The 24583-nt window shown below is 67.1% G+C and carries 28 protein-coding genes; 22 read left to right on the forward strand and 6 right to left on the reverse strand.

Going from position 1 to position 24583, the window contains the following annotated elements:
- The first annotated feature begins 60 nt into the window (after positions 1 to 60).
- Together G6N09_RS07815 and G6N09_RS07820 are read left to right on the forward strand one after the other, a co-directional pair.
- A complete protein-coding gene (locus tag G6N09_RS07815) occupies positions 61 to 900 on the forward strand; it encodes a DUF2470 domain-containing protein (protein ID WP_083027095.1) in 840 nt (279 codons plus the stop codon).
- Positions 901 to 993: 93 nt separating this feature from the next.
- Positions 994 to 1746, forward strand: coding sequence for a CPBP family intramembrane glutamic endopeptidase (locus G6N09_RS07820; RefSeq protein ID WP_234807076.1), 753 nt, complete (start codon positions 994 to 996; stop codon positions 1744 to 1746).
- Between the two features lie 194 nt (positions 1747 to 1940).
- Here G6N09_RS07820 and G6N09_RS07825 read toward each other — a convergent pair whose 3' ends face one another.
- Positions 1941 to 4277, reverse strand: a complete 2337-nt coding sequence (locus G6N09_RS07825; protein WP_133053098.1) for a cellulase family glycosylhydrolase — start codon at positions 4275 to 4277, stop codon at positions 1941 to 1943.
- A 168-nt stretch (positions 4278 to 4445) separates the two neighbouring features.
- Between G6N09_RS07825 and G6N09_RS07830 the strand changes: the two genes are divergently transcribed.
- On the forward strand, positions 4446 to 5630 hold the full coding sequence (locus G6N09_RS07830) for an LCP family protein (RefSeq protein WP_083027098.1): 1185 nt from the start codon (positions 4446 to 4448) through the stop codon (positions 5628 to 5630).
- 127 nt (positions 5631 to 5757) lie between these two features.
- Positions 5758 to 6294, forward strand: a complete 537-nt coding sequence (locus G6N09_RS07835; RefSeq protein ID WP_083027099.1) for a ferritin — start codon at positions 5758 to 5760, stop codon at positions 6292 to 6294.
- Positions 6295 to 6309: 15 nt separating this feature from the next.
- Here the strand turns inward: G6N09_RS07835 and G6N09_RS07840 are convergent, their stop codons facing one another.
- Together G6N09_RS07840 and G6N09_RS07845 are read right to left on the reverse strand one after the other, a co-directional pair.
- Entirely contained in the window at positions 6310 to 7125 is an 816-nt protein-coding gene (locus G6N09_RS07840) for a glycerophosphodiester phosphodiesterase (protein WP_083027100.1), read from the reverse strand.
- Between the two features lie 4 nt (positions 7126 to 7129).
- On the reverse strand, positions 7130 to 8206 hold the full coding sequence (locus G6N09_RS07845; RefSeq protein ID WP_083027101.1) for a DUF4328 domain-containing protein: 1077 nt from the start codon (positions 8204 to 8206) through the stop codon (positions 7130 to 7132).
- A 447-nt stretch (positions 8207 to 8653) separates the two neighbouring features.
- Between G6N09_RS07845 and G6N09_RS19490 the strand changes: the two genes are divergently transcribed.
- The 11 genes from G6N09_RS19490 to G6N09_RS07895 all read left to right on the forward strand — a co-directional run bounded on the left by G6N09_RS19490 (position 8654) and on the right by G6N09_RS07895 (position 15684).
- Entirely contained in the window at positions 8654 to 8812 is a 159-nt protein-coding gene (locus G6N09_RS19490) for a hypothetical protein (protein ID WP_165756606.1), read from the forward strand.
- A 210-nt stretch (positions 8813 to 9022) separates the two neighbouring features.
- A complete protein-coding gene (locus tag G6N09_RS07850; RefSeq protein ID WP_083027102.1) occupies positions 9023 to 9643 on the forward strand; it encodes a superoxide dismutase in 621 nt (206 codons plus the stop codon).
- 256 nt (positions 9644 to 9899) lie between these two features.
- The gene (locus G6N09_RS07855) at positions 9900 to 10436 is read left to right on the forward strand and encodes a peptidase (protein ID WP_083027103.1); all 537 of its coding nucleotides are present in this window, start codon (positions 9900 to 9902) and stop codon (positions 10434 to 10436) included.
- Positions 10437 to 10552: 116 nt separating this feature from the next.
- A complete protein-coding gene (locus G6N09_RS07860) occupies positions 10553 to 11266 on the forward strand; it encodes a TMEM165/GDT1 family protein (RefSeq protein WP_083027104.1) in 714 nt (237 codons plus the stop codon).
- A 318-nt stretch (positions 11267 to 11584) separates the two neighbouring features.
- Entirely contained in the window at positions 11585 to 11983 is a 399-nt protein-coding gene (locus G6N09_RS07865) for a helix-turn-helix domain-containing protein (protein ID WP_083027105.1), read from the forward strand.
- A 62-nt stretch (positions 11984 to 12045) separates the two neighbouring features.
- Positions 12046 to 12705, forward strand: a complete 660-nt coding sequence (locus G6N09_RS07870) for a DUF6474 family protein (protein WP_083027124.1) — start codon at positions 12046 to 12048, stop codon at positions 12703 to 12705.
- Positions 12702 to 13382: a YcnI family copper-binding membrane protein gene (locus G6N09_RS07875; protein ID WP_083027106.1), complete on the forward strand. Its 681-nt coding sequence runs from the start codon at positions 12702 to 12704 to the stop codon at positions 13380 to 13382. The genes G6N09_RS07870 and G6N09_RS07875 overlap by 4 nt, the downstream gene beginning before the upstream one ends.
- Positions 13379 to 13924: a copper resistance CopC family protein gene (locus G6N09_RS07880; protein ID WP_083027107.1), complete on the forward strand. Its 546-nt coding sequence runs from the start codon at positions 13379 to 13381 to the stop codon at positions 13922 to 13924. Before G6N09_RS07875 ends, G6N09_RS07880 begins: the two co-directional genes overlap by 4 nt.
- A gap of 88 nt (positions 13925 to 14012) precedes the next feature.
- Positions 14013 to 14477 (forward strand): hypothetical protein, encoded by a 465-nt coding sequence (locus tag G6N09_RS07885; protein ID WP_083027108.1) that lies wholly within the window; start codon positions 14013 to 14015, stop codon positions 14475 to 14477.
- 2 nt (positions 14478 to 14479) lie between these two features.
- Positions 14480 to 14953 (forward strand): ribonuclease E activity regulator RraA, encoded by a 474-nt coding sequence (gene rraA / locus G6N09_RS07890; protein ID WP_083027109.1) that lies wholly within the window; start codon positions 14480 to 14482, stop codon positions 14951 to 14953.
- Positions 14954 to 14964: 11 nt separating this feature from the next.
- Entirely contained in the window at positions 14965 to 15684 is a 720-nt protein-coding gene (locus tag G6N09_RS07895; RefSeq protein ID WP_083027110.1) for a YggS family pyridoxal phosphate-dependent enzyme, read from the forward strand.
- Here the strand turns inward: G6N09_RS07895 and G6N09_RS07900 are convergent.
- Complete coding sequence (locus G6N09_RS07900) at positions 15681 to 17150, reverse strand: flavin-containing monooxygenase (protein WP_083027111.1); 1470 nt, start codon at positions 17148 to 17150, stop codon at positions 15681 to 15683. The two genes, G6N09_RS07895 and G6N09_RS07900, sit on opposite strands and share 4 nt — an antisense overlap.
- 28 nt (positions 17151 to 17178) lie before the next feature.
- Here G6N09_RS07900 and G6N09_RS07905 point away from each other — a divergent pair, with 28 nt between their 5' ends.
- The gene (locus G6N09_RS07905; protein WP_244959514.1) at positions 17179 to 17862 is read left to right on the forward strand and encodes a TetR/AcrR family transcriptional regulator; all 684 of its coding nucleotides are present in this window, start codon (positions 17179 to 17181) and stop codon (positions 17860 to 17862) included.
- Between the two features lie 22 nt (positions 17863 to 17884).
- Here G6N09_RS07905 and G6N09_RS07910 read toward each other — a convergent pair whose 3' ends face one another.
- Positions 17885 to 18307 carry a hypothetical protein gene (locus G6N09_RS07910; RefSeq protein WP_083027125.1) on the reverse strand — a complete coding sequence of 141 codons (423 nt, stop codon included), beginning with the start codon at positions 18305 to 18307 and terminating at the stop codon, positions 17885 to 17887.
- 71 nt (positions 18308 to 18378) lie between these two features.
- Here G6N09_RS07910 and G6N09_RS07915 point away from each other — a divergent pair, with 71 nt between their 5' ends.
- Positions 18379 to 19242, forward strand: coding sequence for an LLM class F420-dependent oxidoreductase (locus G6N09_RS07915; protein ID WP_083027113.1), 864 nt, complete (start codon positions 18379 to 18381; stop codon positions 19240 to 19242).
- Between the two features lie 346 nt (positions 19243 to 19588).
- Here G6N09_RS07915 and G6N09_RS07920 read toward each other — a convergent pair whose 3' ends face one another.
- Positions 19589 to 20197, reverse strand: coding sequence for a TetR/AcrR family transcriptional regulator (locus G6N09_RS07920; protein ID WP_083027114.1), 609 nt, complete (start codon positions 20195 to 20197; stop codon positions 19589 to 19591).
- Positions 20198 to 20285: 88 nt separating this feature from the next.
- On the opposite strand from G6N09_RS07920, the gene G6N09_RS07925 reads away from it, so the two are divergent.
- The 5 genes from G6N09_RS07925 to G6N09_RS07945 are packed head-to-tail and all read left to right on the forward strand — an operon-like array spanning position 20286 to position 24565.
- A complete protein-coding gene (locus G6N09_RS07925) occupies positions 20286 to 20819 on the forward strand; it encodes a DUF4242 domain-containing protein (RefSeq protein WP_083027115.1) in 534 nt (177 codons plus the stop codon).
- Positions 20816 to 21862: an acyl-CoA dehydrogenase family protein gene (locus tag G6N09_RS07930; RefSeq protein ID WP_083027116.1), complete on the forward strand. Its 1047-nt coding sequence runs from the start codon at positions 20816 to 20818 to the stop codon at positions 21860 to 21862. The genes G6N09_RS07925 and G6N09_RS07930 overlap by 4 nt, the downstream gene beginning before the upstream one ends.
- Positions 21838 to 22581, forward strand: coding sequence for an ABC transporter ATP-binding protein (locus G6N09_RS07935; protein WP_083027126.1), 744 nt, complete (start codon positions 21838 to 21840; stop codon positions 22579 to 22581). The genes G6N09_RS07930 and G6N09_RS07935 overlap by 25 nt, the downstream gene beginning before the upstream one ends.
- Positions 22578 to 23747: an ABC transporter substrate-binding protein gene (locus G6N09_RS07940; protein ID WP_083027117.1), complete on the forward strand. Its 1170-nt coding sequence runs from the start codon at positions 22578 to 22580 to the stop codon at positions 23745 to 23747. Before G6N09_RS07935 ends, G6N09_RS07940 begins: the two co-directional genes overlap by 4 nt.
- Positions 23744 to 24565, forward strand: coding sequence for an ABC transporter permease (locus G6N09_RS07945; protein WP_083027118.1), 822 nt, complete (start codon positions 23744 to 23746; stop codon positions 24563 to 24565). The genes G6N09_RS07940 and G6N09_RS07945 overlap by 4 nt, the downstream gene beginning before the upstream one ends.
- Positions 24566 to 24583: the final 18 nt, after the last annotated feature.

Raw genomic sequence — 24583 nt, forward strand, 5'->3', positions numbered from 1 at the left:
TGTTGCGCCCACCGCGGCATCTAAATTAAGTTAGCCTTACCTCACTTCGAAAGGTGATCGATGGCAACCACCACAGCAGCAATGGTCCCGACGTCCGCCGAGCGGATTCGCAGCGCCTGCATCCGGGGGCAAGCCCTTGTGGCGATCGCCGACTCGGCCAATGCCGCGCCGGTCAGCGCGCCGATCTGCCACCTGCTGCGGGACGGCTCCGTGGTGGTGGCCATCCCCCTCGCCGACCCGGTCGCCGAGGCGGCCGCCGACACCGGTGTGCAGGCCATGCTCGAGCTGACCGATCACGCGCCGCTGCGGCTGCGCGAACGCGTCCGTGCGCTGGCATGGATCACCGGACTGCTGCGCCCGGTACCCGAGGACGAGATCGCGGTGCTGCTTGACCGAATCGCAGAGGTTGACCCGAACCCGGCACTTCTCCAGGTCGTCTCGCCGCGGTCGGCGATCCGCCATCACGACATCGGCGCCCGCGACGACGGTGATGCCGACGTCGACTACGTCTTGTTGCGCCTGACTCCGGAGTCGGCGGTGCTGGCCGATGCGACCGGCGCCGAGGCCGTCGACGTCCGGGAGCTGCTCTCGGCGCGCCCCGACCCGTTCTGCGCAATCGAGGCGCATTGGTTGCAGCATCTGGACTCCGCGCACCCCGAGATGGTCGCCCGTCTGGCCGCCGCCAAGCTGCCGCCGCAGCTTCGGCGCGGACAGGCCCGCCCGCTGGCCGTGGATCGCTACGGCATGTGGCTGCGGGTGGAGGCCCCCGACGGAGATCGCGACGTGCGGCTGAGCTTCCCGCAGCCCGTCGAGGACGTATTGAGCCTGAACCGGGCGGTGCGCGCGCTGATGGGCTGCCCTTTCCTCAACGGACTGCAGGCGCGCCGCCTGGAGCGCTAGCGGCGACTGCAAGCGCGGCGCAGCCGGGCGAAGCAGGTCGCCGCCATGAACCAGCGGCGATTCGCGCCCCGGCGAGGCGGCTACCGTGGCGAGGTGACCGAGCCACAGGACCAGCGCTGCGCACTGCGCCTGGAGATCGTCCTTGTACTGGCCGTCACCTACGGGCTCAGCGCCGTCACCGCGGTGCTGCAGCTCGCCGATGCGGTGCTGCGCGACCTCAGCGCCCAACGCATCGCACTCAATCCGCGCCGGTCCTATTTCGACCTGATCGACTTCGGCCTCAACGCCGCGTGGGCGGTCCAGCTGATCGCTTGGGGGGCGTTGGCGCTCTACCTGCTGTGGCGCAGCGGATGGGGCCCTGCCCGCATCGGGCTGGACGGGTGGCCCCGCCGCGGCGACGTAGTCGGCGGACTCGGGCTGGCGGCGCTGATCGGCTTGCCCGGGCTGGGGCTGTACCTGGTGGCACGAAGCCTAGGACTCAATGCCGACGTCATCCCCGCGGCGATCAATGACGCCTGGTGGCGCGCCCCGATGCTGGTGGTGATCGCATTCGCCAACGCGCTTGCCGAGGAAGTGATCGTCGTCGGCTACCTGCTGACGCGCCTGTCGCAGCTGCGGATCTCACCGCGGGTGGCGCTGGCCTGTTCCGCTGTACTCCGGGGCGCCTATCACCTCTACCAAGGCTTCGGGGCGGGGCTGGGCAACATCGTGATGGGCTTGGTGTTCGGCAACGCCTGGCAGCGCACCGGACGGCTATGGCCGTTGATCCTCGCCCACGCCCTGATCGACAGCGTGGCATTCGTGGGCTACGCGTTGTTCGCCCCCAAATTGGGCTGGCTGCGCTAAACGCCCAGCTTCGGCTCTCCTGGCTAGCCGCCGGAGCCCACTTCGGCGCCCCAGCTTCGCCTCTCCTGCGTCGAACCTCGCTAGCCGCCCGAGCCCACTTCGGCGCCCCAGCTTCGCCTCTCCTGCGTCGAACCTCGCTAGCCGCCCGAGCCCACTTCGGCGGCCCAGCTTCGCCTCTCCTGCGTCGAACCTCGCTAGCCGCCGGCGACGGGGTTGACCGTGACGCTGACGCTGCCAGCGCCCGCGTTGGACTCGATCACCAGCACCGAAGCATTGGGCGCCGAAACGACCTGGCCGCCGGTGACGCTGACCTGGTAGCCGTTGGGGAACTGGATTTCCGGCAGGGAGATCTTGGTCTCCGATCCGGCGCCGAAGCTGCCCGAGCCGTCGGCCATGGCGGTGGAGTAACTGAATGAGAAGACGCCGCCGGAGAACGACCACGCGTTCGGGATTCCCGCGATTACCTGCGGGTACGGCTGGGCCAGGGCCGCCACGATCGGCTCATCCACATTGTCGCCGGTCGGCGGCAGGTTGGTGTCGTGCACCAACGACCCCGCCTCGTTGGTGTAACCCCAGTACAACCAACCGAACATGCGCGGGTTGATCGAGTTCAGCTGGCTGGCGATGGTGGGGATGTTGTGGGTGGCACCGAATTCGGTGACCACCGCCGGCACGTCGTAACGGTCGATGTAGCGCTGCGCGCCTTCCATCATCATCCCGTCCCACAGCGAGCAGCCCGCGGCGGTGCCACCGCCCAGCGCGTCGAAGATGCAGTAGTCGTGGAAGGCGAACACGGTGTTGTCGTCGTCGACCGCACCCAAGTTGGTGCCTGCAGTCGCGTTGCCGAACAGCACGTTCGGCTCGTAATACACCGTGGTGGTCGAGTCGACCGAACGGATCGCCGACGTCACCTGGTTGTAGAACGGCGTCAATGTCTGCTGGTCGAAGGCCGGGAAGCCGAGGAAACTGGTCAGCCACGGCGAGCCGGGCCACGGCTCGTTCATGATCTCGTAGCCGGCCACGCCGGGGGTGCCACCCAGGTAGTCGGCGGTGACCTGCCACATCCGGGCGTAGGAGTTCTGCAGCCCGATGTCGTCTACCTTCGTGTTGGTCCAGAACGCATCCCACGCCTGGTTCTGGGCGGGGTTGAGCGCGTAGGCGAACGGGAACGGCTGAGTGTTGTCGTTGTCGGCAGGGTTGAAGAGCGTCGCCCAGTCCGGCGCGCCGTGTCCGCCGATCTGCTCGTTGTAGAGGTCCTGGTGCATATCGATGACGCTGACGATGCCGTGCGACTTGAGCGTCTCGATGGTGTCCTTGACCGAGGCCAGGTAGGCGAAGTCGTACACCCCAGGCTGCGGCTCGATCTCCGACCAGTACACGCCCAGCCGTACCGCGGTGAAGCCGTTGGCGGCCAGGAACGCCGCGTCATCGTCGCCGAATCCGTCGCCGCCCGGCGTCAGCGGCGGCGACTTGTACACCTGGTTGACGCCTTGCAGGATCACCACCCGGCCGTCGATGTCGACGATCCACTGGCCGGCGGTACCCAGTTCTGCCGCAGCCCTGGCCGGGGCACCATCCAGAGCGCCGAAGTGGCCGACGGCGCCGTGCGTGCCCATGGAGCCGGCCAGCCCGCCGGCCCCGCCCAGCGCGGGCAGGTCGCCCGGCCCTTGATAGACGCCGTTGCCGGCGTCTCCGCCGTCGCCGCCGCTGCCGAACCACATCGAGCCGTTGCCGCCGTCACCACCGTTACCGCCGAGGTGGCTGCCGTCGCCGCCGTTGCCGCCGTGACCGCCGATGCCGAGCATCCACCCGATGCCGGCGCCACCGGCGCCACCAATGCCACCGTTGAGCCCGTCGCCGCCATCACCGCCGGCACCGCCGATGCCCATGTACCAGCCGCCGGATCCGCCGACACCGCCAGCACCACCTTCACCGCCATCGCCGCCGGCGCCGCCGTTGCCGAAGAATCCGGCCGCACCCCCGGCGCCGCCGACACCGTCGACCGCGGTGTTGTCCCAGCCGGCTCCACCGTCACCGAACAACCAGCCACCGGCGCCGCCCGCGGCGTTCTCCGCTGTGCCGACAGCTCCGTCACCGATCATCGTTCCCAGCCCCAGCGCGCCACTGAGCTGGTTGGCCCCGTCAACGATCGGGGCCATCCAGGAGCTGCTCACCAACCAGTCGATACCGGTGTACAGCGGGGCGTACACCCAGTTGTTCATCAACGTCGTCGCGTCCGGCAGCACGAAGTTCGGCAACGCCAATGCCGGGTCGGCCAACGCGGTATCCCAGTGCGCCGGGTCGAAGAACGTGTTCCAGGCTGCGGGGCTGAACACCGCATTCCAGTCGAGCCCGCCGGTGGCCCCTTCAACGAACGGCGCCAGTGCGAGCTCGAACACATCGTCAAAGCCGTCAGCGGCCGCCACCGGCGCCGGGGCCAGCGGCGTCAGCCCGAATGCCAGAAACGCCCCCACCGCTGTTCCCAACCCGGCAACCCGACGTGTCCGCTGAGCCCTGAGCTGACGAATCATCTGCGGTAGACCTCTCTCCATGCTCGCTGCAGCGAGTGACGGGGGCATCAAGATAACGATTTGCTCGGAAGATTACTAATAAAACCTGAGATATCCGCGGAATCGGCGGGGCTGGGCCTGCAACGCGCCCCTCCAACGACGCCGCCCGTCGATACGTAGATTGAGCAGGTGAACGGCGATCGCGGACCGGGCCGGCCCTGGCACCATCCGCCACCGGGTCGTGAGCCGCCGCCGCTGCTCTACCGCGACTCCCACGGCCGGCCCGTCCCGCCGGGTCCGCCACGACCCCGGGCGGTTCCGCGGCCCGCCGCTGGACCCGTCCGGCGCCCCATGGCGCAGACTCCGCACCCGGCACCCCGATCGCAGCCGCCCGCGCGGCCGCCCTCCACGCCCCGACGACGCTCCTGGCCGCGGAGACTCGCACTCCTGGCACCGTTAGTGGTGCTGCTTGCGGCAGCGGGACTGCTGGGCAGCGCGGCCTGGCTCGACACCGCGCTGCAACGGACCGCGGCATTCACCGCCTACCCGGATCGGCCGCCGCCGGGCCGTGGGACGACCTGGCTGCTGGTCGGCTCGGACAGTCGCGCCGGGCTCAGCCCTCGGGACCAGCAGAAGCTGAGCACTGGCGGCGACATCGGCGACGGACGGACCGACACGATCCTCCTGGTTCACCTGCCCGAACCGGGATCGGACTCTGCGGCAACGGTGGTGTCGCTTCCACGCGACTCCTACGTCACCATCCCCGGCTACGGCGACGACAAGATCAATGCGGCGTTCACCGTGGGCGGTGCGCCACTGCTGACCCAGACAGTGGAGCAGGCGACCGGCCTGCGGATGGACCACTACCTCGAGATCGGGTTCGGCGGCTTCGCCGCGCTCGTCGACGCTCTCGGCGGTGTCCGGCTGTGCCCGGACGAGCCGATCGACGACCCACTTGCCGGACTTGAACTGCCTGCGGGCTGCCAGAAGCTGACCGGAGCAACCGCACTGGGCTACGTGCGCAGCCGGGCAACGCCGCGTGCCGACCTGGACCGGATGGCACACCAGCGACAGTTCCTGTCGGCTCTGCTGGCTCGCGTCACCGATCCGTCGGTGTGGCTCAACCCGCTGCGCTGGTACCAAGTGCCACACGCCGCCGCGCGCGCGGTGACCGTGGACAACGGGTCCGGCGTGGCGAACCTGGCGGCGCTGGGCTGGGCGTTGCGCGGACCGACCACCGACCTGACCGTGCCCATCGGTGGGTTCATCGAGTCCGATGTGGGTGACGCCGTGCTGTGGGACCAGGGCGCGGCCGCGGAGTTATTCGACGCATTGCGCCGTGATGCCCCGCCTCCATTAGACCTGGACAATTAAGCCCAGCCTCATTACCTATTGGCACTGCATGAATTCAGCCAACCCTATCTTTACTTAGGCAACGCTGACCTGAGTAAGCCTCACCTTGGATGCATACACCCTCTGACCAGGGGTAGCATCGGCAAGCATGAGCGAGATCGACAACCACAAGACGAAATTCCACGCACTGCTCCAAGAGCAGATTTACCACGAATTCACCGCAGCCCAGCAATACATCGCGGTTGCCGTTTATTTCGATGCCGAAGATTTGCCGCAATTGGCGAAATTCTTTTACACCCAGGCCGTTGAAGAGCGCAATCACGCGATGATGCTGGTGCAGTACCTACTCGACCGAGACGTCCGGGTCGAAATTCCCGGGGTCGACGCGGTGCGCAACAACTTCGACGCCCCACGCGAGGCTCTGGCCCTCACCCTTGAGCAGGAACGCACTGTCACTGAGCAGATCAGCAGGCTGGTCAGCGTTGCCCGCGACGAAGGTGATCACCTCGGCGAGCAGTTCATGCAGTGGTTCCTGCGCGAACAGGTCGAGGAGGTGGCCCTGATGACCCGTCTGCTTCGGATAGCCGACCGCGCCGGGCACAACCTGTTCGAGCTGGAGAACTTCATCGCACGCGAGATCACGGTGGGCCAAGAGGCCGGGGCGCCGCGGATCGCCGGCGGGTAGCCCCTCGCCCGCCGATCAGCCCGCCCGCAACCGCGCCTTGGTTCGGGCGGGCTGATTCGTCGCTATCCACGCGACACCAATATCCCGACAGAAATCGATGTCCTCACTGCGGTCGACGGTCCAGCAGTAGAGCGCGCGGCCGCGCGCGGCGGCCTGGTCCACCAATTCCGGATGCTCCCGGAGCGTCTCGATCGACGGGCCGATCGCGGTGGCGCCCACCGTGGTGGCCGTTCCGCCACCGAGGTAGCGGGCCCCCGAGCCGAGCAGCACCGTCGGCAGCAGCGGGGCGGCCCGGCGAATGCGCCACACCGCCGCCGCGGAGAACGACATGACCACAGCCCGCGAGCGTGAGGCCGAGGCCGGCGCGGCAAGGCCGAACCGGTGCAGCAAGGCGAGCACCTCGCGCTCGACCATCGATCCGAAGCGCACCGGGTGTTTGGTCTCGATGAAGATCTTGACCGGTCGGCGCCAATCCAGTATCAGTGCAACCAACTGGTCGAGGGTGAGCAGGCCGGTGTCGCCGAAGCCGCCCTCGCCCAGGGATCCCGGCTGCCCGCCCGTGTGCCAGGCGCCGTAGTCGAGACGCTGCAGCTCCGAGAGCGTCATCTCGCTCACCAGCCCGGCCCCGCTTGAGGTCCGGTCGACCCGTCGATCGTGGACGCAGACCAGATGGCCGTCACTGGTCAGCCGCACATCGCACTCGACACCGTCTGCCCCTTCCTGCAGGGCCAGGTCATAGGCGGCCAGCGTGTGTTCCGGGCGGTCGATCGAGGCCCCGCGATGTGCCACCACAAACGGGTGCTCCGAGACGACATCGCCGGCCGGTGTCATGGGCTTATGCTGCCGGTTCACGCCCGTCGGGCTCAAGAGCCGGGGCCGGTGTCGTGACGAGTTCCGGCTGCGCCGCCTCGGCGGCAATCGGGCGCGGCGGCACCTCGGGGGCCGAGTCTCTGCCGTCAGGGACCACCACCCAGTGCTGGGCGGGCCGACCCATCGACCGCCGCTCAAATCCCTCGACGACGCGGGCCACGGTCACGACGGCCGCCAAGCCGAGCAGGTAAGCCACCACTGTGGCCACCATGTTGTTGGCGATCGCCTGCGCCCCATCGGCCCAACTTGTGGCGGTGGCGAAGATCGCGGCCGCAGTGGCGGCCGCCCATACCGCCCACCACACCACGATGGTCTTACGCAGCGCTGCCAGCCGGTTTTCCCGCTTGGCCAGTTCCATGACAAAGACCGGTGCCCAAGCAAGATTGACCACCGGGACCAGGCACCCGGCCCATACCGCCCGCGCCGGACGCGAATCGGGTAGATGCGCCCGGGTGAAAGCCATCTCGCGGCGGGCAATCAGCCACCTGGTCAGCACTACCGCGCAGTTGACCACCGCCATGATCGCGACTAGTCCGGCGAGCCGGCCCAGCCATACCGCACCGCCGGCGAGCAGCGGATTGAGCAGCCTGGTGCGGTTGACGATCATCAACACGTAGATCAGTGCGTGGATCAGAGCGGCTATGCCCAGCGCAGCGACCGCGCCCCCGAGCGCACGCTCCAGCGAGCGCGCCGTGGGCGCCTGACGTTCTGCCGACTTCGGTTGGGCCACAGCACGAACTGGCGCACCCATCAGGGTCCAGCGCGGCATCACCGAGTAACGCGGTGTGGGCCCCAGCGGCCGCCGCTGCCGGCCCTGCGGCGGTGGCGGACCGGGCCGGACGGCAATCCAGCGATACCCCGGCCCCTGACGCGGCGGCGCACCCCCGGATGCTGCGGGCGGACCCGGCTGGGTCCGCTGCAGCTCAGCTTCTTGTTCCGGTGTCAAAGGCGCCCACAGCGCACCGTTACAGCGCGGGCACCAGCCCCGCTGCTGCTCACGCACGTTCCACCGCGTGTTGCAGCGGGAACACACCTGGATCACCGCACCAGCCTAGCGGCGACCGCAAGGTCGGCGAAGCAGACCGCCGCAGCTCTGGCGAGAGGCGTCGAAGGTACTTCCGGTGGCCAACGGCGAACGGGCCAGCTACCAACGGCTATCCACAGTTTCCACAGTCTTATCCACAAGCAGCGTCAGGGCTGCGGGCAGGGTGATGTGCTCATGTACGGCCAGAGGCAACCCGGCTGTGGATAACGCGCCGAGCTCGGCGCAAACCGACTAACAGCATCGAGCGAAATCGATTGATCCGCTAACCAGCTGCGCGTGACTCCCCTTCCGCGGTTCGACGCGTCAAGATCACATCACCGCAGGTAAGCCGGGTTATCCCGTCAGATTTTTCCACTGAGCGCGTAAACCGCTATGATCACCGTCACAGAACAGATGTGATGCGCCTCACGGGGGTGGGCGCACGGTGAGGTTGGGGGCAGGAGAATGACGACAAGCCCGATCGGACCCGGATCCGTCGCCGCGGCGGCGGGCTGGCATGCGGGATCATCGACGTACAAGCGCGCTTACCTGCTGGCATCGCTGCGCGCAGGCTTGATCGCCCTGGTACTGCTGTCATTCCTGCTTGCGCTCGTCCTGACCTGAATCTCCGCCCGGACGCTGTCATCGGCGTACGCCGAACGTCAGCCTGTCCCGTTGTTGCGGTGCACCCGGTGTTGGAGCAGTGTGGTCGAAGGGTGTCCCATCGCGCCGCGAACGCGGGCGGGAGTGGGGCGCCGCTGGATCGTCAACGCTTGTCGACAATGATCATCGGTGATCGACACCGGATCAGTACCTATCGAAGGAAGGAACCCCGTGGCCGAATACACCTTGCCGGACTTGGACTGGGATTACGGAGCCCTTGAGCCGCACATCTCAGGCCAGATCAACGAACTGCACCACAGCAAGCACCACGCCGCCTACGTCGCCGGCGTCAACAGCGCGGTAGCCAAGCTCGAAGAGGCCCGCGCCAACGACGACCACGCCGCGATCTTCTTGAACGAGAAGAACCTCGCATTCCACCTCGGCGGACACGTCAACCACTCGATCTGGTGGAAGAACCTGTCGCCCAACGGCGGCGACAAGCCGACCGGTGAGTTGGCGGCGGCCCTCGATGACGCCTTCGGGTCATTCGACAAGTTCCGCGCGCAGTTCACGGCGGCCGCCAACGGCCTGCAGGGCTCGGGCTGGGCGGTACTGGGCTACGACACCCTGGGCGGCAAGCTGCTGACCTTCCAGCTCTACGATCAGCAGGCCAATGTGCCGCTGGGCATCATCCCGCTGCTGCAGGTCGACATGTGGGAGCACGCCTTCTACCTGCAGTACAAGAACGTCAAGGCGGACTACGTCAAGGCGTTCTGGAACGTGGTCAACTGGGCCGATGTGCAGGCACGTTTCGCCGCGGCCACCTCGAAGACCTCGGGTCTGATCTTCTAGCCGCCACTGTCGGCATCGGTGGGGCGTTGCGCCATTGGCGCGGCGCCCCATCGTGGTCTACGGCGTTTCCAGCGTCGCCTCTCCTGCGGCGAGCCTCGCTGAACCGCCGGGTTTCTTCACCGTTTTGTTATCGGCCCCCTCGTCGTGTCCCCTTGAATCGTCCGTACGGGTGCCGCATGCTGCCAGATAGCCCCGCCGCTGAAATGCGGGAAGGCGAGTCAGCCACCAATCCACAATGTCGCGGAGGGTGCGCGCGATGGAGACGACAGGGTCCGGTCGGGCGATTGAGGTCGCCCCGTTTCATTCCCGTGGACAACTGCACGGATTCGTGGTTTTCGGCCGCTGGCCGGATTCCACCAAGGAGTGGGCCCAGCTGCTGAGTATCGCGGTCCGGGTCGCTTCTCTGCCCGGATTGCTCTCCACCACAACAGTGTTCGGCACGCGCGAGGAGCTCCCGGACAACCCCGGACCAGGCACCGTGGGGTTACTGATGGCCGAAGGCACTGTCTCCGGCAAGTCAGCGATAGCGCCGGGGTATTTCGCCGGCCGCCAACCCTCAGCGCTGCTGATGCTGCACCCGCCCTCGGAGACCGTGCCCTCATTACCGGAGTGCCGTGGCGCCGCGTCCGGATGCGTCTTGCTGCCAGGCCTGCCCTACCTGGGCCTGCAGCACCGGGCGGCGTGGGTCGAAGCGGAATCGGATGGCACGGTCACGTCCATGGTCAGCCGGGTCAGCGTTGACCCGGTCGCCCATCCCGACACCGCCATCCTGGCTATGTTGCTTGCCGCATAACACAATTCACGTCCCTGACTTCCCCGGCCATCGGTTTCGGGCCGCCGAAATTCGCTGCCCGGTGGCGGCCGCGCCGGAGAGTCACTAGCCTCGGATCTGAGGAAAGGGCGTCCCGCATGTTTGCCGCCATGCTGATCAGCCTGGGCGTGGTGTTCCTCGCCGAACTCGGCGACAAGTCTCAGCTGATCACCCTGACCTACGCGCTGCGACACCGTTGGTGGGTCGTGCTGGGCGGGGTGTCCATCGCGGCGTTCGCCATCCACGGCATCTCGGTGACAGTGGGCCACTTCCTGGGGCTGACGTTGCCGGCGCGACCGATCTCCGCCATCGCCGGCGTGGCGTTCATCGGTTTCGCAGCGTGGACGTGGCGGGAGCGAATCACCTCCACCCCGGGCGAGACCCAGATCCGCGAACCACGATTCGTGCTGTTGGCGGTGGTGTCCTCGGTACTGCTCGCCGAGTTGGGCGATAAGACGATGTTGGCGACGGTCGCACTGGCCAGTGACCGAAACTGGCTGGGTGTGTGGCTGGGGGCAACGGCAGGGATGGTGCTGGCCGATGCCGTCGCGATCGCGGCCGGAACTGTGCTCCACCGCCGGTTGCCCGAGCACCTACTGCACACCGCGGCCGGCCTGCTGTTCCTGTCGTGCGGCCTGTGGATCCTCTTCGACGAGGCGCTCGACTGGCGGCCGGTGGCCATCGCCTCGATCGTCGCCGTGGTGGCGATGGCACTGGGCACAGCCCTGTGGCGCGCTTCGCTGCGCCGCTCCGGACTGGCCGCCGGAGAGGGTCCCACCGCGCAGCAGCAAATCCCTCCGACCGCAGTGTAGACGGTGCAAACTTCACTTCGCCGGAGCGCCTTCCAGCGATAGGGACCAAATGGCCGACGATGGTGGAACATTTAGCCGATCCGCTTCGGTGGGATTGTGCGAGGCGCGACAAGAAATTCCGAGCACAGCGATCTCTACGAATCGTCGAATAGACTGCGGCAAACCCGATCTCACGCATCAAGATCGAGTTCGCAACGCAAACACCCTTGGTTGTGTCGGTAACTATCGCTACGATGATCAGCAAATCACCAGGCGCTACTGCTCTCACATTGGCAGGGCGCTGTCGACCGCCTGCCTACCCCCTTGGAGGTCCTATCGATGAGCGCGACGTTCGCTGTCCGCTTGAACCGCCTTTTCGATGTGGTCTATCCGCCCGGTCGAGGACCTCACACGTCCGCCGAGGTGATCGCAGCACTCAAAGCAGAGGGCGTCACGATGTCGGCCCCATACCTCTCGCAGCTTCGCTCCGGCAACCGGACGAACCCGTCCACAGCGACCATGGCCGCGTTGGCCAACTTCTTCCGGATCAAGCCCGACTTCTTCACCGACGACGCCTACTACACCAAGCTCGACGCCGAGTTGGCGTGGCTGGACAGCGTGCGCGATCCCGGGGTACGCCGCATCGCGACCCAGGCCATCGGACTCTCCCCCGAAGCCCAGGAAGACGTCCTGGCCCACATCGATGAGCTCCGCCGCAAGGAGCACCTCAGCGCCTGAGGTGCTCGCGTCGCGATTAGGGTGACGTGATCGGTTCCAGCGAACTCCGGGAGGCGGCCGCGATGGGCCTGTTCACAAAACGCAAGAGCCGCGCCACCCGGCGCGCCGAAGCGCGTGCGCTGAAAGCCGGCGCCAAGCTCGAGGCGCGGCTCGCCGCCAAGGGTGAGGCGAAACGTTTCAAGGCCACCCAGCGGGCAGATGCCCGCGCATTGAAGGCTCAGGTCAGATCGGAGCGCAATCGCGACCGCACTACCCGCAAGGCGGCCGAAAGCCAACTCAAGGCCGCTCGCGACGGCCGGATCCTGTCACCTGCGCGCGTCCGCCGGACCCTTGTCGTCACCAGAATGCTGGCCCCGGTTGTCGTTCCTGTGGCATACCGGGTGGCAATGGCGGTTCGCGGCCTGATCGACGAACAGCGGGCCGCGCGCCTCGGCGTCCCGCTGGCGCAGATCGGCGAGTTCTCCGGAAATGGCGCTCGGCTCTCGGCCCGGATCGCCGGAGCGGAGAAGACGCTGCGCCTGGTGGCCGACCGCAAGCCCAAGGACTCCGAGACCAAACAGTTCGTCGCAGCGATCACCGACCGGCTTTCGGACCTCTCTACAGCCGTCACGGCCATCGAGACCATGCCGGGGGATCGGCGCAGAGTGGCCTCCGCCTCGATCAGCGACCAGCTCGACGGGATCGACGCGGATCTGATGGCCCGGCTGGGACTCCCGTCATGAGCACCCACATACGCGCCCTCGCCCTGTCCGCGGCGATCGCCGTCGGCTCCTTGGCCGGCGCAGCACCGGTGTGGGCGCATGTACATGCCAGCAGTCCCGGCGCGGTGCGCGGCGGAGTCGCGATGGTGACCTTCGAGGTCCCCAACGAATCGCCGACCGGTTCTGCCACAACGGAACTGACAGTGACATTGCCCGATGTCGCTTCGGCTCGCACCGAGACCAAACCCGGCTGGACGGCGCGGCTGGACCGTGACGCCAAGTCCGGCGCAGTGCGCTCAGTGACATGGACGGCCACGGCCGGCAGTGGGATCGGGGCCGACCAGTTCGGGCTTTTCCGGATCGCCATGCGCCTGCCCGACGCCGAGACAGTGAGCTTTCCCTCGGCACAGCGGTATGCCGATGGCACCGAAGTCCGCTGGGACCAGGCTCCCCCGCCCGGAGGCGGTGAAGCTGAGCACCCCGTGCCCAGCCTGCAGTTGGGGACCGGCCCGACCGCGGCATCCGAACACCACCACTCCCACCACCCGGAGCCGGCTGTCTCCGCCGGCCCGGCTCCGGAGGCTGTGGCCGAACCCGGCGAACACCATGCCGACAACGCGGCACGATTGCTCGGCGGCGGTGCTCTGTTGGTCGCAGCATTGGCCGCCACGATCGCCCTGGGTAGGCGGCGGGCGTGAAGCGGGCGCTCCGCGGCGCAGTGACGGCGGCGCTGCTGCTGGCCGCACTGCTGACGCAGGTGGCACTCCCGGCGGTTGCCGCGGCGCATGCCGTGTTGGTGTCGACGGACCCGGCCCGTGACGCGAAGCTGAATCGCGGTCCCGAACGCGTCAGCGCCGTCTTCAACGAGCAGCTGCAGGCCAATTTCGCCGCCATGACGGTGGTCGGGCCCGACGGGCACCTGTGGTCCACCGGGGAGACACGAGTCGACGGCGCCACCGCGGGCGTCGCGGTTCGTCCACTGGGACCGACCGGGACCTACACCGTCCACTACCGGGTGACCTCCGCCGACGGACATGTGGTGTCGGGGTCGTGGCCTTTCCAACTGACCGTGGCCGGCACCGGCGAACCGGGACCGCCGGTCACCGACCGCCCCGACGCGGCTCCCGCGCTGCCGCGCCGCTACGCCGACCCCGAGGGCGACCTGCCGATTTGGCCCTTCGTGGCCGGCGCTGTGGCGCTCGTGGGCGCCGGTCTGTGGTTCACCCGGCGGCGATCCTGATTTCTGGCCGGCGGTCACCGCTGGTGGATGCTGGCATGATGGGAACGTTGCCGGTGCCCGCGACGAAAACCCGCAGAGGAGCTGTCGTATGACCGAACCGCAAGGCCAGCCCGACCACGAATCCGCCGCCCCGCGCGAGCCGATTGCCCCGGCCGGTGCCGAGCTGCCGGCCGATCCCGCTGCACCGGCCCCGCCGAAGGCTCCCGCGAAGAAGGCCCCCGCCAAAAAGGCGCCCGCCAAGAAGGCCGCCGCGAAGAAGGCGCCCGCCAAGGCGGTCAAGAAGGCGCCGGCAAAGAAGGCGCCCACCAAGAGTGCGCCCCCGGCGCCGCCCGTGCCCGCTCCTCCCGTATCCACGAACGGCGCGGGCCAACTCGCTGAGCGCGCCAAGGAGACCGCCGCCCAGGCGAAGTCCACCGTGGACACTGCCCGCAACCCACTGAGTCCGCCGAGTTCGCCGGCTCGACGTTCGCCTGGCCCGCTCGTGGCCGCCGGCATCCTCGGGGTGTTGGGGCTGCTGGTGCTTCGCCGGCTGCGGCGCGCCCGCCGGGGCTGACGGTGGCCGTACGTTTCCGACCCACGGCCGACCTGGTTGACGAGATCGGTCCCGAAGCACTCAGCTGCGACGTCCAGTTCCGCCAACTCGGCGGCCGCACGGAATTCGCCGGCCGGATCACCACGGTGCGTTGCTTCCAGGACAACGCCCTGCTGAAGTCAGTTCTCTCCGAACCCGGCGACGGCGGGGTGCTGGTGGTCGATGGCGGCGGTTCGCTGCACACTGCGCTGGTCGGCGACGTCATCGCCGAGCTGGCCCGCGGCAACGGATGGGCTGGCCTGATCGTGCACGGCGCGGTCCGCGACGCCGCGACCCTGCGCACCCTTGACCTCGGGATCAAGGCGCTGGGCACCAATCCGCGCAAGAGCACCAAGACCGGCGCGGGCGAACGCGACGTCGTGCTCGACTTCGGTGGTGTCACTTTCGTGCCAGGCGCGGTCGCCCACAGCGACGACGACGGCATCGTCGTCGTCTAGGACCACCGCGAATGGCCGAGACCCTGCGGCAGCGCTGGGACCTGTTGCGTGCACGCGTCGACGACGCGTGCACGGCCGCGGGGCGTTCGCCACACGAAGTCAGTGTGCTGCCGGTCAGTAAGACTTTCGCTCCGGAGTTGATCCGGGACGCCGTCGAACTCGGTTTACACCGCTTCGGCGAGAACAAAGTCCAGGAGATCAAGGATAAGGCTGGACCCCTGGCGGACTGCGGGATCGACTGGGTGATGATCGGGCACCTGCAGACCAACAAGGCCGGTGTGGTCGCGCGGCTGGCTGCCGAGGTGCAGTCGCTGGACCGATCCCGGCTGGCTGTGGCGTTGGATCGGCACCTGCGCGCCGAGAACCGCGTCATCGACGTGCTGGTTCAGGTCAAGACCTCCGATGAGCCCAGCAAGTACGGTCTGGACCCCGCGCAGCTGCTGCCCTTTCTCGACGAACTGGCCGCATACCCCACCCTGAATGTGCGCGGCCTGATGACGCTGGCCATCAATACCGACGACCCGGCAACGATCCGAGGCTGCTTCCGCCGATTGCGGCAGCTACGGGATACCGCCGCCACACACGGCCACGACCTGCCGCGCTTGTCGATGGGGATGAGTGGCGACTTCGCGCTGGCTATCGCTGAGGGCGCCACCGAGGTGCGGATCGGGACCGCCCTGTTCGGCGCCCGACCCTACCCCGATTCCTACTACTGGCCGGAACGCGGTTAGGCGTTCACCGGCGCACGATGCTTGCTGAACTTCAGCGACTCCTCGTCGACCCTGCCGTGCCGGATCAACCGCAGGTCCAGCAGGTAGTTCTGCTTGAGCCGCCACGGCGCCTCGGATCCCGATCGGGGTAGTTCATCCATCGCACGGCGGAAGTAGCCGGGGCTGAAGTCCATGAACGGCTCCTCCTTGATCGCGGAACCGGGGTGCTGCGGTTCGACCCGGTCGAAGCCGTGAGCGTCCATGTAGTTGAGGACGCGGCAGACGAACTCCGAGACCAGGTCGGCCTTGAGCGTCCACGAGGCATTGGTGTAGCCGAAGGTGACCGCGGCGTTGGGCACACCGGAGAACATCAGGCCCTTATAGGTCATCGCCTTGGGCAGGTCGATCGGCTCACCGTTGCGCAGCAACGTCGCGCCGCCCAACAGCTGCATGTTCAACCCGGTTGCGGTGATGATGATGTCGGCCTCCAGTTCCTGCCCGGAGTCCAGCAGGATGCCATTCTTGGTGAACGTCTTGATGGTGTCGGTGACGACATCGGCCTTGCCATCACGGATGGTCTTGAACAGATCGCCGTTGGGGGCCAGGCACAACCGCTCGTCCCAGGGGTTGTACCGCGGGCCGAAGTGCTTCTGGACGTCGTAGCCCTCCGGCAACCGGTGCTTGGCCATGGTCATCAGCGTCTTGCGCATGTACTGCGGGAAGGCGCGCGCCAGTTGGTACTGGAAGGTACTGAAACCGATGGCCTTCCAGCGGTTGACGAAGTGAGCGGCCTTCTGCGGCAGGAAGCGGTTGGCCTGGACCGCGACCGGGTCGACCAGGGGCAGTGCGCCGATGTAGGTCGGTGAACGCTGGAGCATGGTGACATGTCCGGCCCCGGAGTTGGCCAGTGCGGGGATCAGCGTGACCGCGGTGGCGCCACTGCCGATCACCACGATCTTCTTACCGGTGTAGTCCAGGTCCTCCGGCCAGTGCTGCGGGTGGACGACGGTCCCGGTGAACTCGTCGGCTCCGGGGAATTCCGGCGCGTAGCCCTTCTCGTAGTTGTAGTAGCCACTGCACGCGAACACGAACGATGCGGTGATCTGCTCCTGCGTCCCGTTGTTGTCGACGGTGACCGTCCACTGATTGTCGGCGTCGGACCAGTCCGCCGCGACCACCCGGTGTCGGTAACGGATGTGCTTGTCGATGCCGCTTTCGACGGCGGCCTCGTTGATGTAGTTCCAGATGTCGGGCCCCTCGGCGATCGAGTGGGCCGAGCGCCAGGGCTTGAATCGGAATCCGAGGGTGAACATGTCGGAGTCGGAGCGGATACCCGGGTATTTGAACAGGTCCCAGGTGCCGCCGAGATTCTCCCGGCTCTCCAGGATGGCGTAGCTCTTGTTAGGGCAGCGATTCTGCAGGTGCCAGGCCGCGCTGATACCAGAGATGCCGGCGCCGACGATCACAACGTCGAGGTGTTCAGTCATGCCGCCAGGTTATCAACGGTGTGTCGAGATGGTCAACACCCTGTTGATTAAATCGACGTCGTGTAAAGTAACGCTCGTGGCCAGCCCGAATTCGACCCGTCACGGACGCCGCCCGACCCGGCCGTCCGGCGACGATCGGGAGTCGGCGATCCTCACCACCGCCGAACGACTGCTTGAGCAGCGTCCGATCAGTGAGATCTCCGTGGATGATCTGGCTAAGGGCGCCGGCATCTCGAGGCCGACGTTCTACTTCTATTTCAAATCCAAGGATGCGGTGCTGCTCTCCCTGCTGGAGCCGATGATCGCGGCGGCCGATTCGGAGTTCGTCGGGGCGGTGCAGCGATTGCCCAACGATCCGCGCCGGGTGTGGCGCAGCGGCATCAAGGCGTTCTTCATCGCCTTCAGCTCGCATCGCGCAATCGCCCGGGCCGGCACCGAGGCATTGGCCACCAGTCCAGAGTTCCGGTCGATGTGGAACGGCTTCATGCAGCGGTGGATCGAACAGACCGCCGCGATGATCACCGCCGAACGGGGCCGCGGCGCTGCGCCGAACACCATCCCAGCCTTGGACCTCGCAACCTCGTTGAATCAGATGAACGAGCGCACGATGATGGCCGCACTGGTCGCCGAAGAACCGTCCGTTCCCCATGACCGGGTGGTCGATACCCTCACCCACATCTGGGTCAGCAGCATCTACGGCGAAGCCGCCTGACGCCGGCCGCGCTCAGGCGACTTCAAAATCCTCCGACGCCGAAACCGGCCAGCAGGACCGCAAATCCGCCGACCTCCCCGATGACCAGGATCGCCATGCCGACGTGCAACCGCCAGCCAAGCCGCCCGAACTGCTTATCGGTCCCACGTAGGGCGCCGTACAGCATGTAGCTGCCGATCGCGACGACGAAGAAGAACACGATGACCATGGCCGCGGTCATGTTCACCCAGGTAGGCCAAGCACTGAGCTCAACGAAAACCGCGACCAGCAAAGTCGCGAGGGAGTACAGCAGCGCCGCCCGATACGCAATATCGACATAGACGTGCGCCTGGCCGGTATCCGAAGTGGCGATCTGGTGGTGCTTCCACACGCCCAGCACGAGCGCGAACAGAAAGATCAGGCCCGCCGACAACAACGTCACCTTGGTGTCGATGTCCAGATTCATGACCACCGGGTGAGCCTACTGCGGCCACGGCCGGCTCCGCCGACCTCGCGGTCGCCGCTAAGCTCGGCTGGATGCGATTCGCATTCAAAACCTCACCCCAAAACACCACTTGGGACGACATGCTGGCCGTCTGGCGTACCGCCGACGCCATCGACGTCTACGAGTCCGGCTGGACCTTCGACCACTTCTACCCGATCTTCGCCGACCCGACCGGGCCATGCCTGGAAGGCTGGACCACCCTCACCGCGTTGGCCCAGGCCACCACTCGGCTGCGGCTGGGCACCCTGGTGACCGGGATCCACTACCGCCACCCGGCCGTCCTGGCGAATATGGCTGCTGCCCTCGACATCATTTCCCACGGCAGACTCGAACTGGGTATCGGCGCGGGCTGGAATGAAGAGGAATCGGGCGCCTACGGAATCGAATTGGGCAGCATCCGCGAACGCTTCGACCGCTTCGAGGAGGCCTGCCAAGTCCTCATCGGCCTGTTGAGTGCCGAGACCACCACGTTCTCCGGCACCTACTACCAACTCGCCAATGCCCGCAACGAACCCAAGGGCCCGCAACGACCCCATCCGCCCATCTGCATCGGCGGCAGCGGGGAGAAGCGCACCCTGAAGATCACCGCGAAGTACGCCCAGCATTGGAACTTCGTCGGCGGCACCCCCGCCGAGTTTGCCCGCAAACGCGAAGTGCTTGCCGCCCATTGCGCCGACATCGGACGCGACCCGAAGCAGATCACCTTATCGGCGCACCTGCGGCTGCAGCCCGCCCTCGACTATCACCGGGTGATCGACGATGCCGCGGCGCTGGGGGCCGAGGGCCTGGATCTGGCGATCGTCTATCTGCCCGCACCGCATGATCCTGCAGTGCTGGAACCTCTGGCGGAAGCGATCCGTGACTCTGGGCTGCTGGCCCCGACCCCGAGCAGATAGCGGTCAGCAAACTCTCCACCGAGAGCCTCAAGATCCGCTCCCGCGGTCCGGGCGGCGCCTAGGTAGCGAAGCGCAAGAGTTCGTCGGCGGTGATCAATCGTTCGTGCTTAGCGGGGAATTCCCGACTTCTGCGCGGATGGCGCAGCAGCGACCAGGCCATACGGCCCATCCGGTAGCGGTATATCGAGTTGATGTACACGGCGCTGACCCCCGCCCCGGCTCGGACCAGATTGGAATAATGCGGACCATGTTAACACGTCGTTAACGCGGATCACATAGCTGACCATTAGACACCTACCGCAGGGCAAACACAGCCCGACCCGCCGACCGATGTGACAAAAGTTACTTAAGTTGCGTGCGGGGCTCGTGTGGCGATGCGATCGGCAGCCAGTCGGCGGGCCCGGGCGATCGGCGCAACCGAGCGTTCAACCTTGGAACCGACCAGCGCGCCGTCGTAGAGCAGTTGCAGATCGCCCGCACATTCCTGCGGGTCGACGACGCCGGCCTGCGCCAGTAGTCCCGCCAACGTCGCATGCATCCAGCGGCGATGGTCGACCACCGGCTCCAGCTCGGTTCCCGCATAGGCGCCGGCCGCGTTGACGTACAGACAACCGCGGTAGCGACGCTTCTTGGCCGCTGCGGACGCCAGATCGAAGAACAGCAGGATCTGGTCGACGGGATCGCTCAGGGCAGCCGCACCCGAGTGATAGCGCTTGCGATCAGCCTGATCCAAAGCATTTAGATAGGCCAACACCAGCGCGTCCTTGGAGCCGTAGAGGCTGTAGAGACTGGCCTTCGCGACCCCCGCTTCGGCCAGGATCCGGTCGATTCCTACTTCCCGAATATCTTGTGCTGCAAAGAGTTCCGTCGCCGTATCAAGCAGCCGCTGCGCCGGAGGCACTCCGCTCCGGCCGTCCGGTGCGTGACCCCGGCCCACTCCGGTCGTGCGTGTCATGGCAGCAGATTAGCCCAGTCCGCCCAATAGACAGAGTTGTCTAGCGCTGGCACCGTCGTAGCAATCCGACGGCGAAAGGACGCACCCCATGACCCTGTATCTCTACGAGATCGCACCGCTGAGCCTCGACCGCGCCGACACCGACCGGGCCATCAAAGAACTCGACACCCTCATCCACCGCGAGGGCGGCGAACTGATCGAAGCCCAGGTAACCGGTGGCGACCATCGCACCTTTGTCATCGCGGAATTCGCCTCCTGCCAAGCCCCCTCGGTCGACGCGACAGCACTGTCGGTGGCCGAGGCCAGCGGCCCGCACCCGGTGCGACTCGTGGGGGCCGAGCTGGCTGAACTCAAGGCCGCGCGCCCCAAGGCGGGCTACCTCGTCGAATGGGACCTGCCCGCCGACTTGGACATGGACACCTACCTTGCCCGCAAGAAGGCCAAATCGCCGAAGTACGCCGACGTGCCCGAGGTGACCTTCCTGCGCACCTACGTGCGCGAAGACATGGACAAGTGCCTCTGCTTCTACGACGCCCCCGACGAGACCGCGGTTCGCCGCGCTCGCGAGGCCGTCACCACTCCCATCGACCGACTGCATCACCTGGAAGGCGAGCAGCGGTGAGCACGCCGGTGCACCTGGTGCACACCGCACTCTCCGATCTGACCGCGGTAGTCGCAGAACGGGCCGAGGCGCTAGACACCGGCGCCCTGGATGTCCGAGCTGACCTGGCGCGCTTCGGCTCAGCCGACTTCTTCGAGCCCGCCCTGCGAGACGACGGCCTTCCCGAGTTGGTGTCCATGATCGAACACACCGCGGCGGCAAGCCTGGCGGTGGGGTTCTCGCTATGGGCCCACACCATGGCGGTGACCTACCTGGCGCATGCGCCAGCAGCAGCGCGCGAAGGCCGACTGGACGAGCTGCTCAGCGGATCCCGCGCAGGGGTGACGGCGATGGCGGCCGGCCTCAAACAGGTCGCCGGACTGGGCCCGGTTCCACTCGTCGCCGATGGCACCCCGGACGACCTGCGGATCAACGGACCGATTCACTGGGCGTCCAACGTGTTTCAGGACTCGTTGATCGTACTGCCGGCCCGCCGCCCGGACGGCGCCACGCTGGTAGCGGTGGTAGATGCGAATGCCCCTGGCATCACCGCCAATCCACCACCGGACCTGATGGCCCTAGGCGCAACTGCATCGACGTCGCTGCACCTCGATGACGTCCAGGTCCGGCCCGAGCAGGTGCTCACCACCGACCTGGCCTCTTTCGTCAGCACCATCAGGCCGACTTTTCTCCTGTTGCAGACCGCCTTCTGCGTCGGGGTGGCCGCAGCGGCACTCGAGGGTGCCGGTCGAGCCGGCGGCGCGCTCGCCGGGCAGTTCAGCAGCGAACTCACCGAGGTCAGCTCGGAACTTCGCCGACTGCGCGAGTCGCTGTTCACACTGGCCGGACGCTCACGCTCGGCAGGAGTGGCCGAAGTCATTCGGCTACGCCTCGACGGGGCCACGACCGCGCTGGCGGCAACCCGGCTGGAATCCACGTTGGCCGGCGGCGCCGGTTACGCAACCCGCAGCGCCGCCAACCGACGCTTCCGGGAAGCAGCATTTCTCCCCATTCAATCGCCCTCGGAAGGACAACTGCGGTGGGAACTGAGTCGGTACGTATAACCCAGGGCAGCAAGCATTTTGGTGCAGTCTCCGTACTCCGCGACCTGGACCTGTCGGTCGGCGAAGGCGAGTTCGTCGCGGTCCTCGGAAGCAGCGGCAGCGGCAAGTCCACCTTGCTGCGAATACTGTCCGGCCTGGAGGCACTGGACGCCGGCACCATCACCTGGAACTCCGATGGAAACCGGCCCCGCACCGGCGTGGTCTTTCAACGTCCACTTCTGATGCCGTGGCTCACGGTCGCCGAGAATGTCTCCTACGCAAAACGATTCGCTGCTCATCGCGCGGACTTCGACCAGAGCAGGGTCACGGGGTTGATGGCTCGCTTCGGCGTCGACCAGCTGGCAGAGCGCTATCCCGATCAACTGTCTGGCGGCCAAGCTCAGCGTGTGGCCATCCTGCGCGCGGTGGCCACCAACCCGCGGCTGTTGCTGCTCGATGAGCCCTTCAGCGCTCTGGACCCCACCACCCGCGCCGATCTGCAGGGCTGGCTGGCACAGTTGGCTGCCGCCCTGCGGGTGACCGTCGTCCTGGTCACCCACGATGTCGACGAAGCGCTCCGGCTGGCCGAGCGAGTGATCCTGCTCGGCTCTGATGGGCGGCTGCGCGACCAGTGGCAGGTCGCAGGCACTGGGATGGTCGACCACGCCGATCTACGGCAGGAGATTCTGGCCCAGTACGACGCAGACCGCACCAGCGTGGTCGGTGGAGTGCGGTCGTGACCACCCTCTCCCGACGAAGTCTGCTGGTCGGCACGGCCGCAGCTGCGGCGGCCGGCGGTATCTTCGGACTCGGCGACCTGGCCCGCAGTGCCGATGCCGGTCGCGGCGCCGATACCGGCGGGCCCCTGCGCATCGGCTATCTGCCGATCACCGACGCCGCGCCCCTGTTGATGGCGCACAGCGCCGCACTGTATCCGGCCGGCCTGGTCAGCGCGGCCAAACCGGTGATGTTCCGCAGCTGGGCCGCGCTGGGCGAAGCGTTCGTCACCGGCAAGGTGGACGTAGTGCACCTGCTGATGCCGATGGCAGTCCAGCTGCGTTACGCCTTGGGCGGCGGTGTCCGGGTGTTGGGCTGGAATCACACCAACGGTTCCGCCCTGACCGTGGCTCCGCACATCACCGAGGTGGCTGACCTGGCCGGGACCCAGGTCGCCGTTCCGTTCTGGTGGTCCATTCACAACATCGTGTTGCAGCAGCTGCTGCGTGCTCACGGACTGCGCCCGGTGGTGCGCCGCAGCGCTTCTCGCGCCGCAAGGACAGTGGAACTGATCGTGATGAGCCCCTCGGACATGGTGCCCGCGCTGGCCAACCGCTCCATCGGAGGCTACGTGGTCGCAGACCCGTTCAACGCGGTGGCCCAGATCAAGAAGATCGGACACATCCACACCTTCCTCGGCGACGTCTGGCGGGACCACGCGTGCTGCGCGCTCATTACCCGCGATGACGTGATCGCCCAGCGGCCCAACGCCATCCAGCACGTCACCGACGCTGTGGTCGGTGCGCAGCTGCTGCTGAACGCCGATCGAATCGCCGCCGCCAAGGCCCTCGGGGGCGGCAAGTACCTGCCGCAACCCGTCCCCGCTGTACAGCTGGCATTGACCTATCCGGATCCGCCGTATCGGCTGAATCATCCGGACTGGCAGCCCCAGCGGCTCGGCTTCACCCCATTTCCCTTCGCCAGTTTCACCCATCGCCTGATCGAAGCCATGAACGAGACGGTCATCGACGGCGACCGCCGATTCCTCGAGCGGTTGGATCCTGCTCAGGTCCACGACGAACTTGTCGACGATCAATTTGTACGAGCCGCGATGGCGCAGCAGGGCGGCCCCGCGGCATTCGGTCTGGCCGCCTCACTGAGGAGAGAAGAACAGGTGCACGCCTCATGATCACCACCGCAGCGCAGCTCAGTCACCCGCCCGCTCCCGGCGCCGACTCGAACGCAGGCTCCCAGTGGTGGCCCCGTTTATGGCCCCCGGTTGCCAGCCTCGGCGTCGCCGTCACGCTGTGGTGGGCCGCCACCACTGTGCTCTGCGCCCCGCAGTCACTGCTGCGGCAGACCGCCCCGCAGCATGTGGTCCGGGCGCTGGCCGACCTGGTCAGTCGCGGGGTGTTGGCAACCGACACCGCAGTCAGCCTCTACCGGCTGCTGATCGGCCTGCTGATCGCCGCGCTGATCGGCATCCCCACCGGCCTGCTGATAGGCCTGAGCCGCACCGCCGAGCGAGCGGCCAATCCGCTGGTGGCGTTCCTGCGGATGATCTCACCGCTGTCATGGACCCCGATCACCGTGGCGGTGTTCGGCATCGGCAGCCAGCCGGTGATCTTCCTGATCGCCGTCGCCGCAGTCTGGCCGGTGCTGCTCGGAACAGTCGCCGGTGTCCACGCGATCGATCCCGGATACCTGCATGTCGCACGGTCGCTGCACGCCAGCCGGGTCGAGCAGCTGACCGCAGTGGTGCTGCCGGCGGTGCGCGTGCAGGTACAGAACGGTCTGCGGCTAGCCCTCGGAATCGCCTGGGTGGTCTTGGTTCCCGCCGAAATGCTCGGTGTGCGTTCCGGCTTGGGGTACCAGATCCTCAACGCCCGCGACCAGCTCGACTACGCATCGGTGGTCGCGGTGATCGCCGTCATCGGTGCGCTCGGCTACCTGCTGGACCTGGCGGCCCGACTCCTGCTCGCGCCACGACGCAGCCCGCAGCGCTGATCGCCTCGCCGACGGCCG

The organism is Mycolicibacter minnesotensis (assembly GCF_010731755.1).
GTDB lineage: Bacteria > Actinomycetota > Actinomycetes > Mycobacteriales > Mycobacteriaceae > Mycobacterium > Mycobacterium minnesotense.

Coding starts and splice junctions, on each gene's coding strand:
- G6N09_RS07825 (WP_133053098.1), bottom strand. CDS start 4,277: ATGATTCGTCAGCTCAGGGCTCAGCGGACACGTCGGGTTGCCGGGTTG.
- G6N09_RS07885 (WP_083027108.1), top strand. CDS start 14,013: ATGACCGAACCGCAAGGCCAGCCCGACCACGAATCCGCCGCCCCGCGC.
- G6N09_RS07905 (WP_244959514.1), top strand. CDS start 17,179: ATGGTCAACACCCTGTTGATTAAATCGACGTCGTGTAAAGTAACGCTC.
- G6N09_RS07870 (WP_083027124.1), top strand. CDS start 12,046: ATGGGCCTGTTCACAAAACGCAAGAGCCGCGCCACCCGGCGCGCCGAA.
- G6N09_RS07920 (WP_083027114.1), bottom strand. CDS start 20,197: ATGACACGCACGACCGGAGTGGGCCGGGGTCACGCACCGGACGGCCGG.
- G6N09_RS07865 (WP_083027105.1), top strand. CDS start 11,585: ATGAGCGCGACGTTCGCTGTCCGCTTGAACCGCCTTTTCGATGTGGTC.
- G6N09_RS07840 (WP_083027100.1), bottom strand. CDS start 7,125: ATGACACCGGCCGGCGATGTCGTCTCGGAGCACCCGTTTGTGGTGGCA.
- G6N09_RS07855 (WP_083027103.1), top strand. CDS start 9,900: ATGGAGACGACAGGGTCCGGTCGGGCGATTGAGGTCGCCCCGTTTCAT.
- G6N09_RS07860 (WP_083027104.1), top strand. CDS start 10,553: ATGTTTGCCGCCATGCTGATCAGCCTGGGCGTGGTGTTCCTCGCCGAA.
- G6N09_RS07900 (WP_083027111.1), bottom strand. CDS start 17,150: ATGACTGAACACCTCGACGTTGTGATCGTCGGCGCCGGCATCTCTGGT.
- G6N09_RS07815 (WP_083027095.1), top strand. CDS start 61: ATGGCAACCACCACAGCAGCAATGGTCCCGACGTCCGCCGAGCGGATT.
- G6N09_RS07925 (WP_083027115.1), top strand. CDS start 20,286: ATGACCCTGTATCTCTACGAGATCGCACCGCTGAGCCTCGACCGCGCC.
- G6N09_RS07835 (WP_083027099.1), top strand. CDS start 5,758: ATGAGCGAGATCGACAACCACAAGACGAAATTCCACGCACTGCTCCAA.
- G6N09_RS19490 (WP_165756606.1), top strand. CDS start 8,654: ATGACGACAAGCCCGATCGGACCCGGATCCGTCGCCGCGGCGGCGGGC.
- G6N09_RS07915 (WP_083027113.1), top strand. CDS start 18,379: ATGCGATTCGCATTCAAAACCTCACCCCAAAACACCACTTGGGACGAC.
- G6N09_RS07875 (WP_083027106.1), top strand. CDS start 12,702: ATGAGCACCCACATACGCGCCCTCGCCCTGTCCGCGGCGATCGCCGTC.
- G6N09_RS07910 (WP_083027125.1), bottom strand. CDS start 18,307: ATGAATCTGGACATCGACACCAAGGTGACGTTGTTGTCGGCGGGCCTG.
- G6N09_RS07945 (WP_083027118.1), top strand. CDS start 23,744: ATGATCACCACCGCAGCGCAGCTCAGTCACCCGCCCGCTCCCGGCGCC.
- G6N09_RS07895 (WP_083027110.1), top strand. CDS start 14,965: ATGGCCGAGACCCTGCGGCAGCGCTGGGACCTGTTGCGTGCACGCGTC.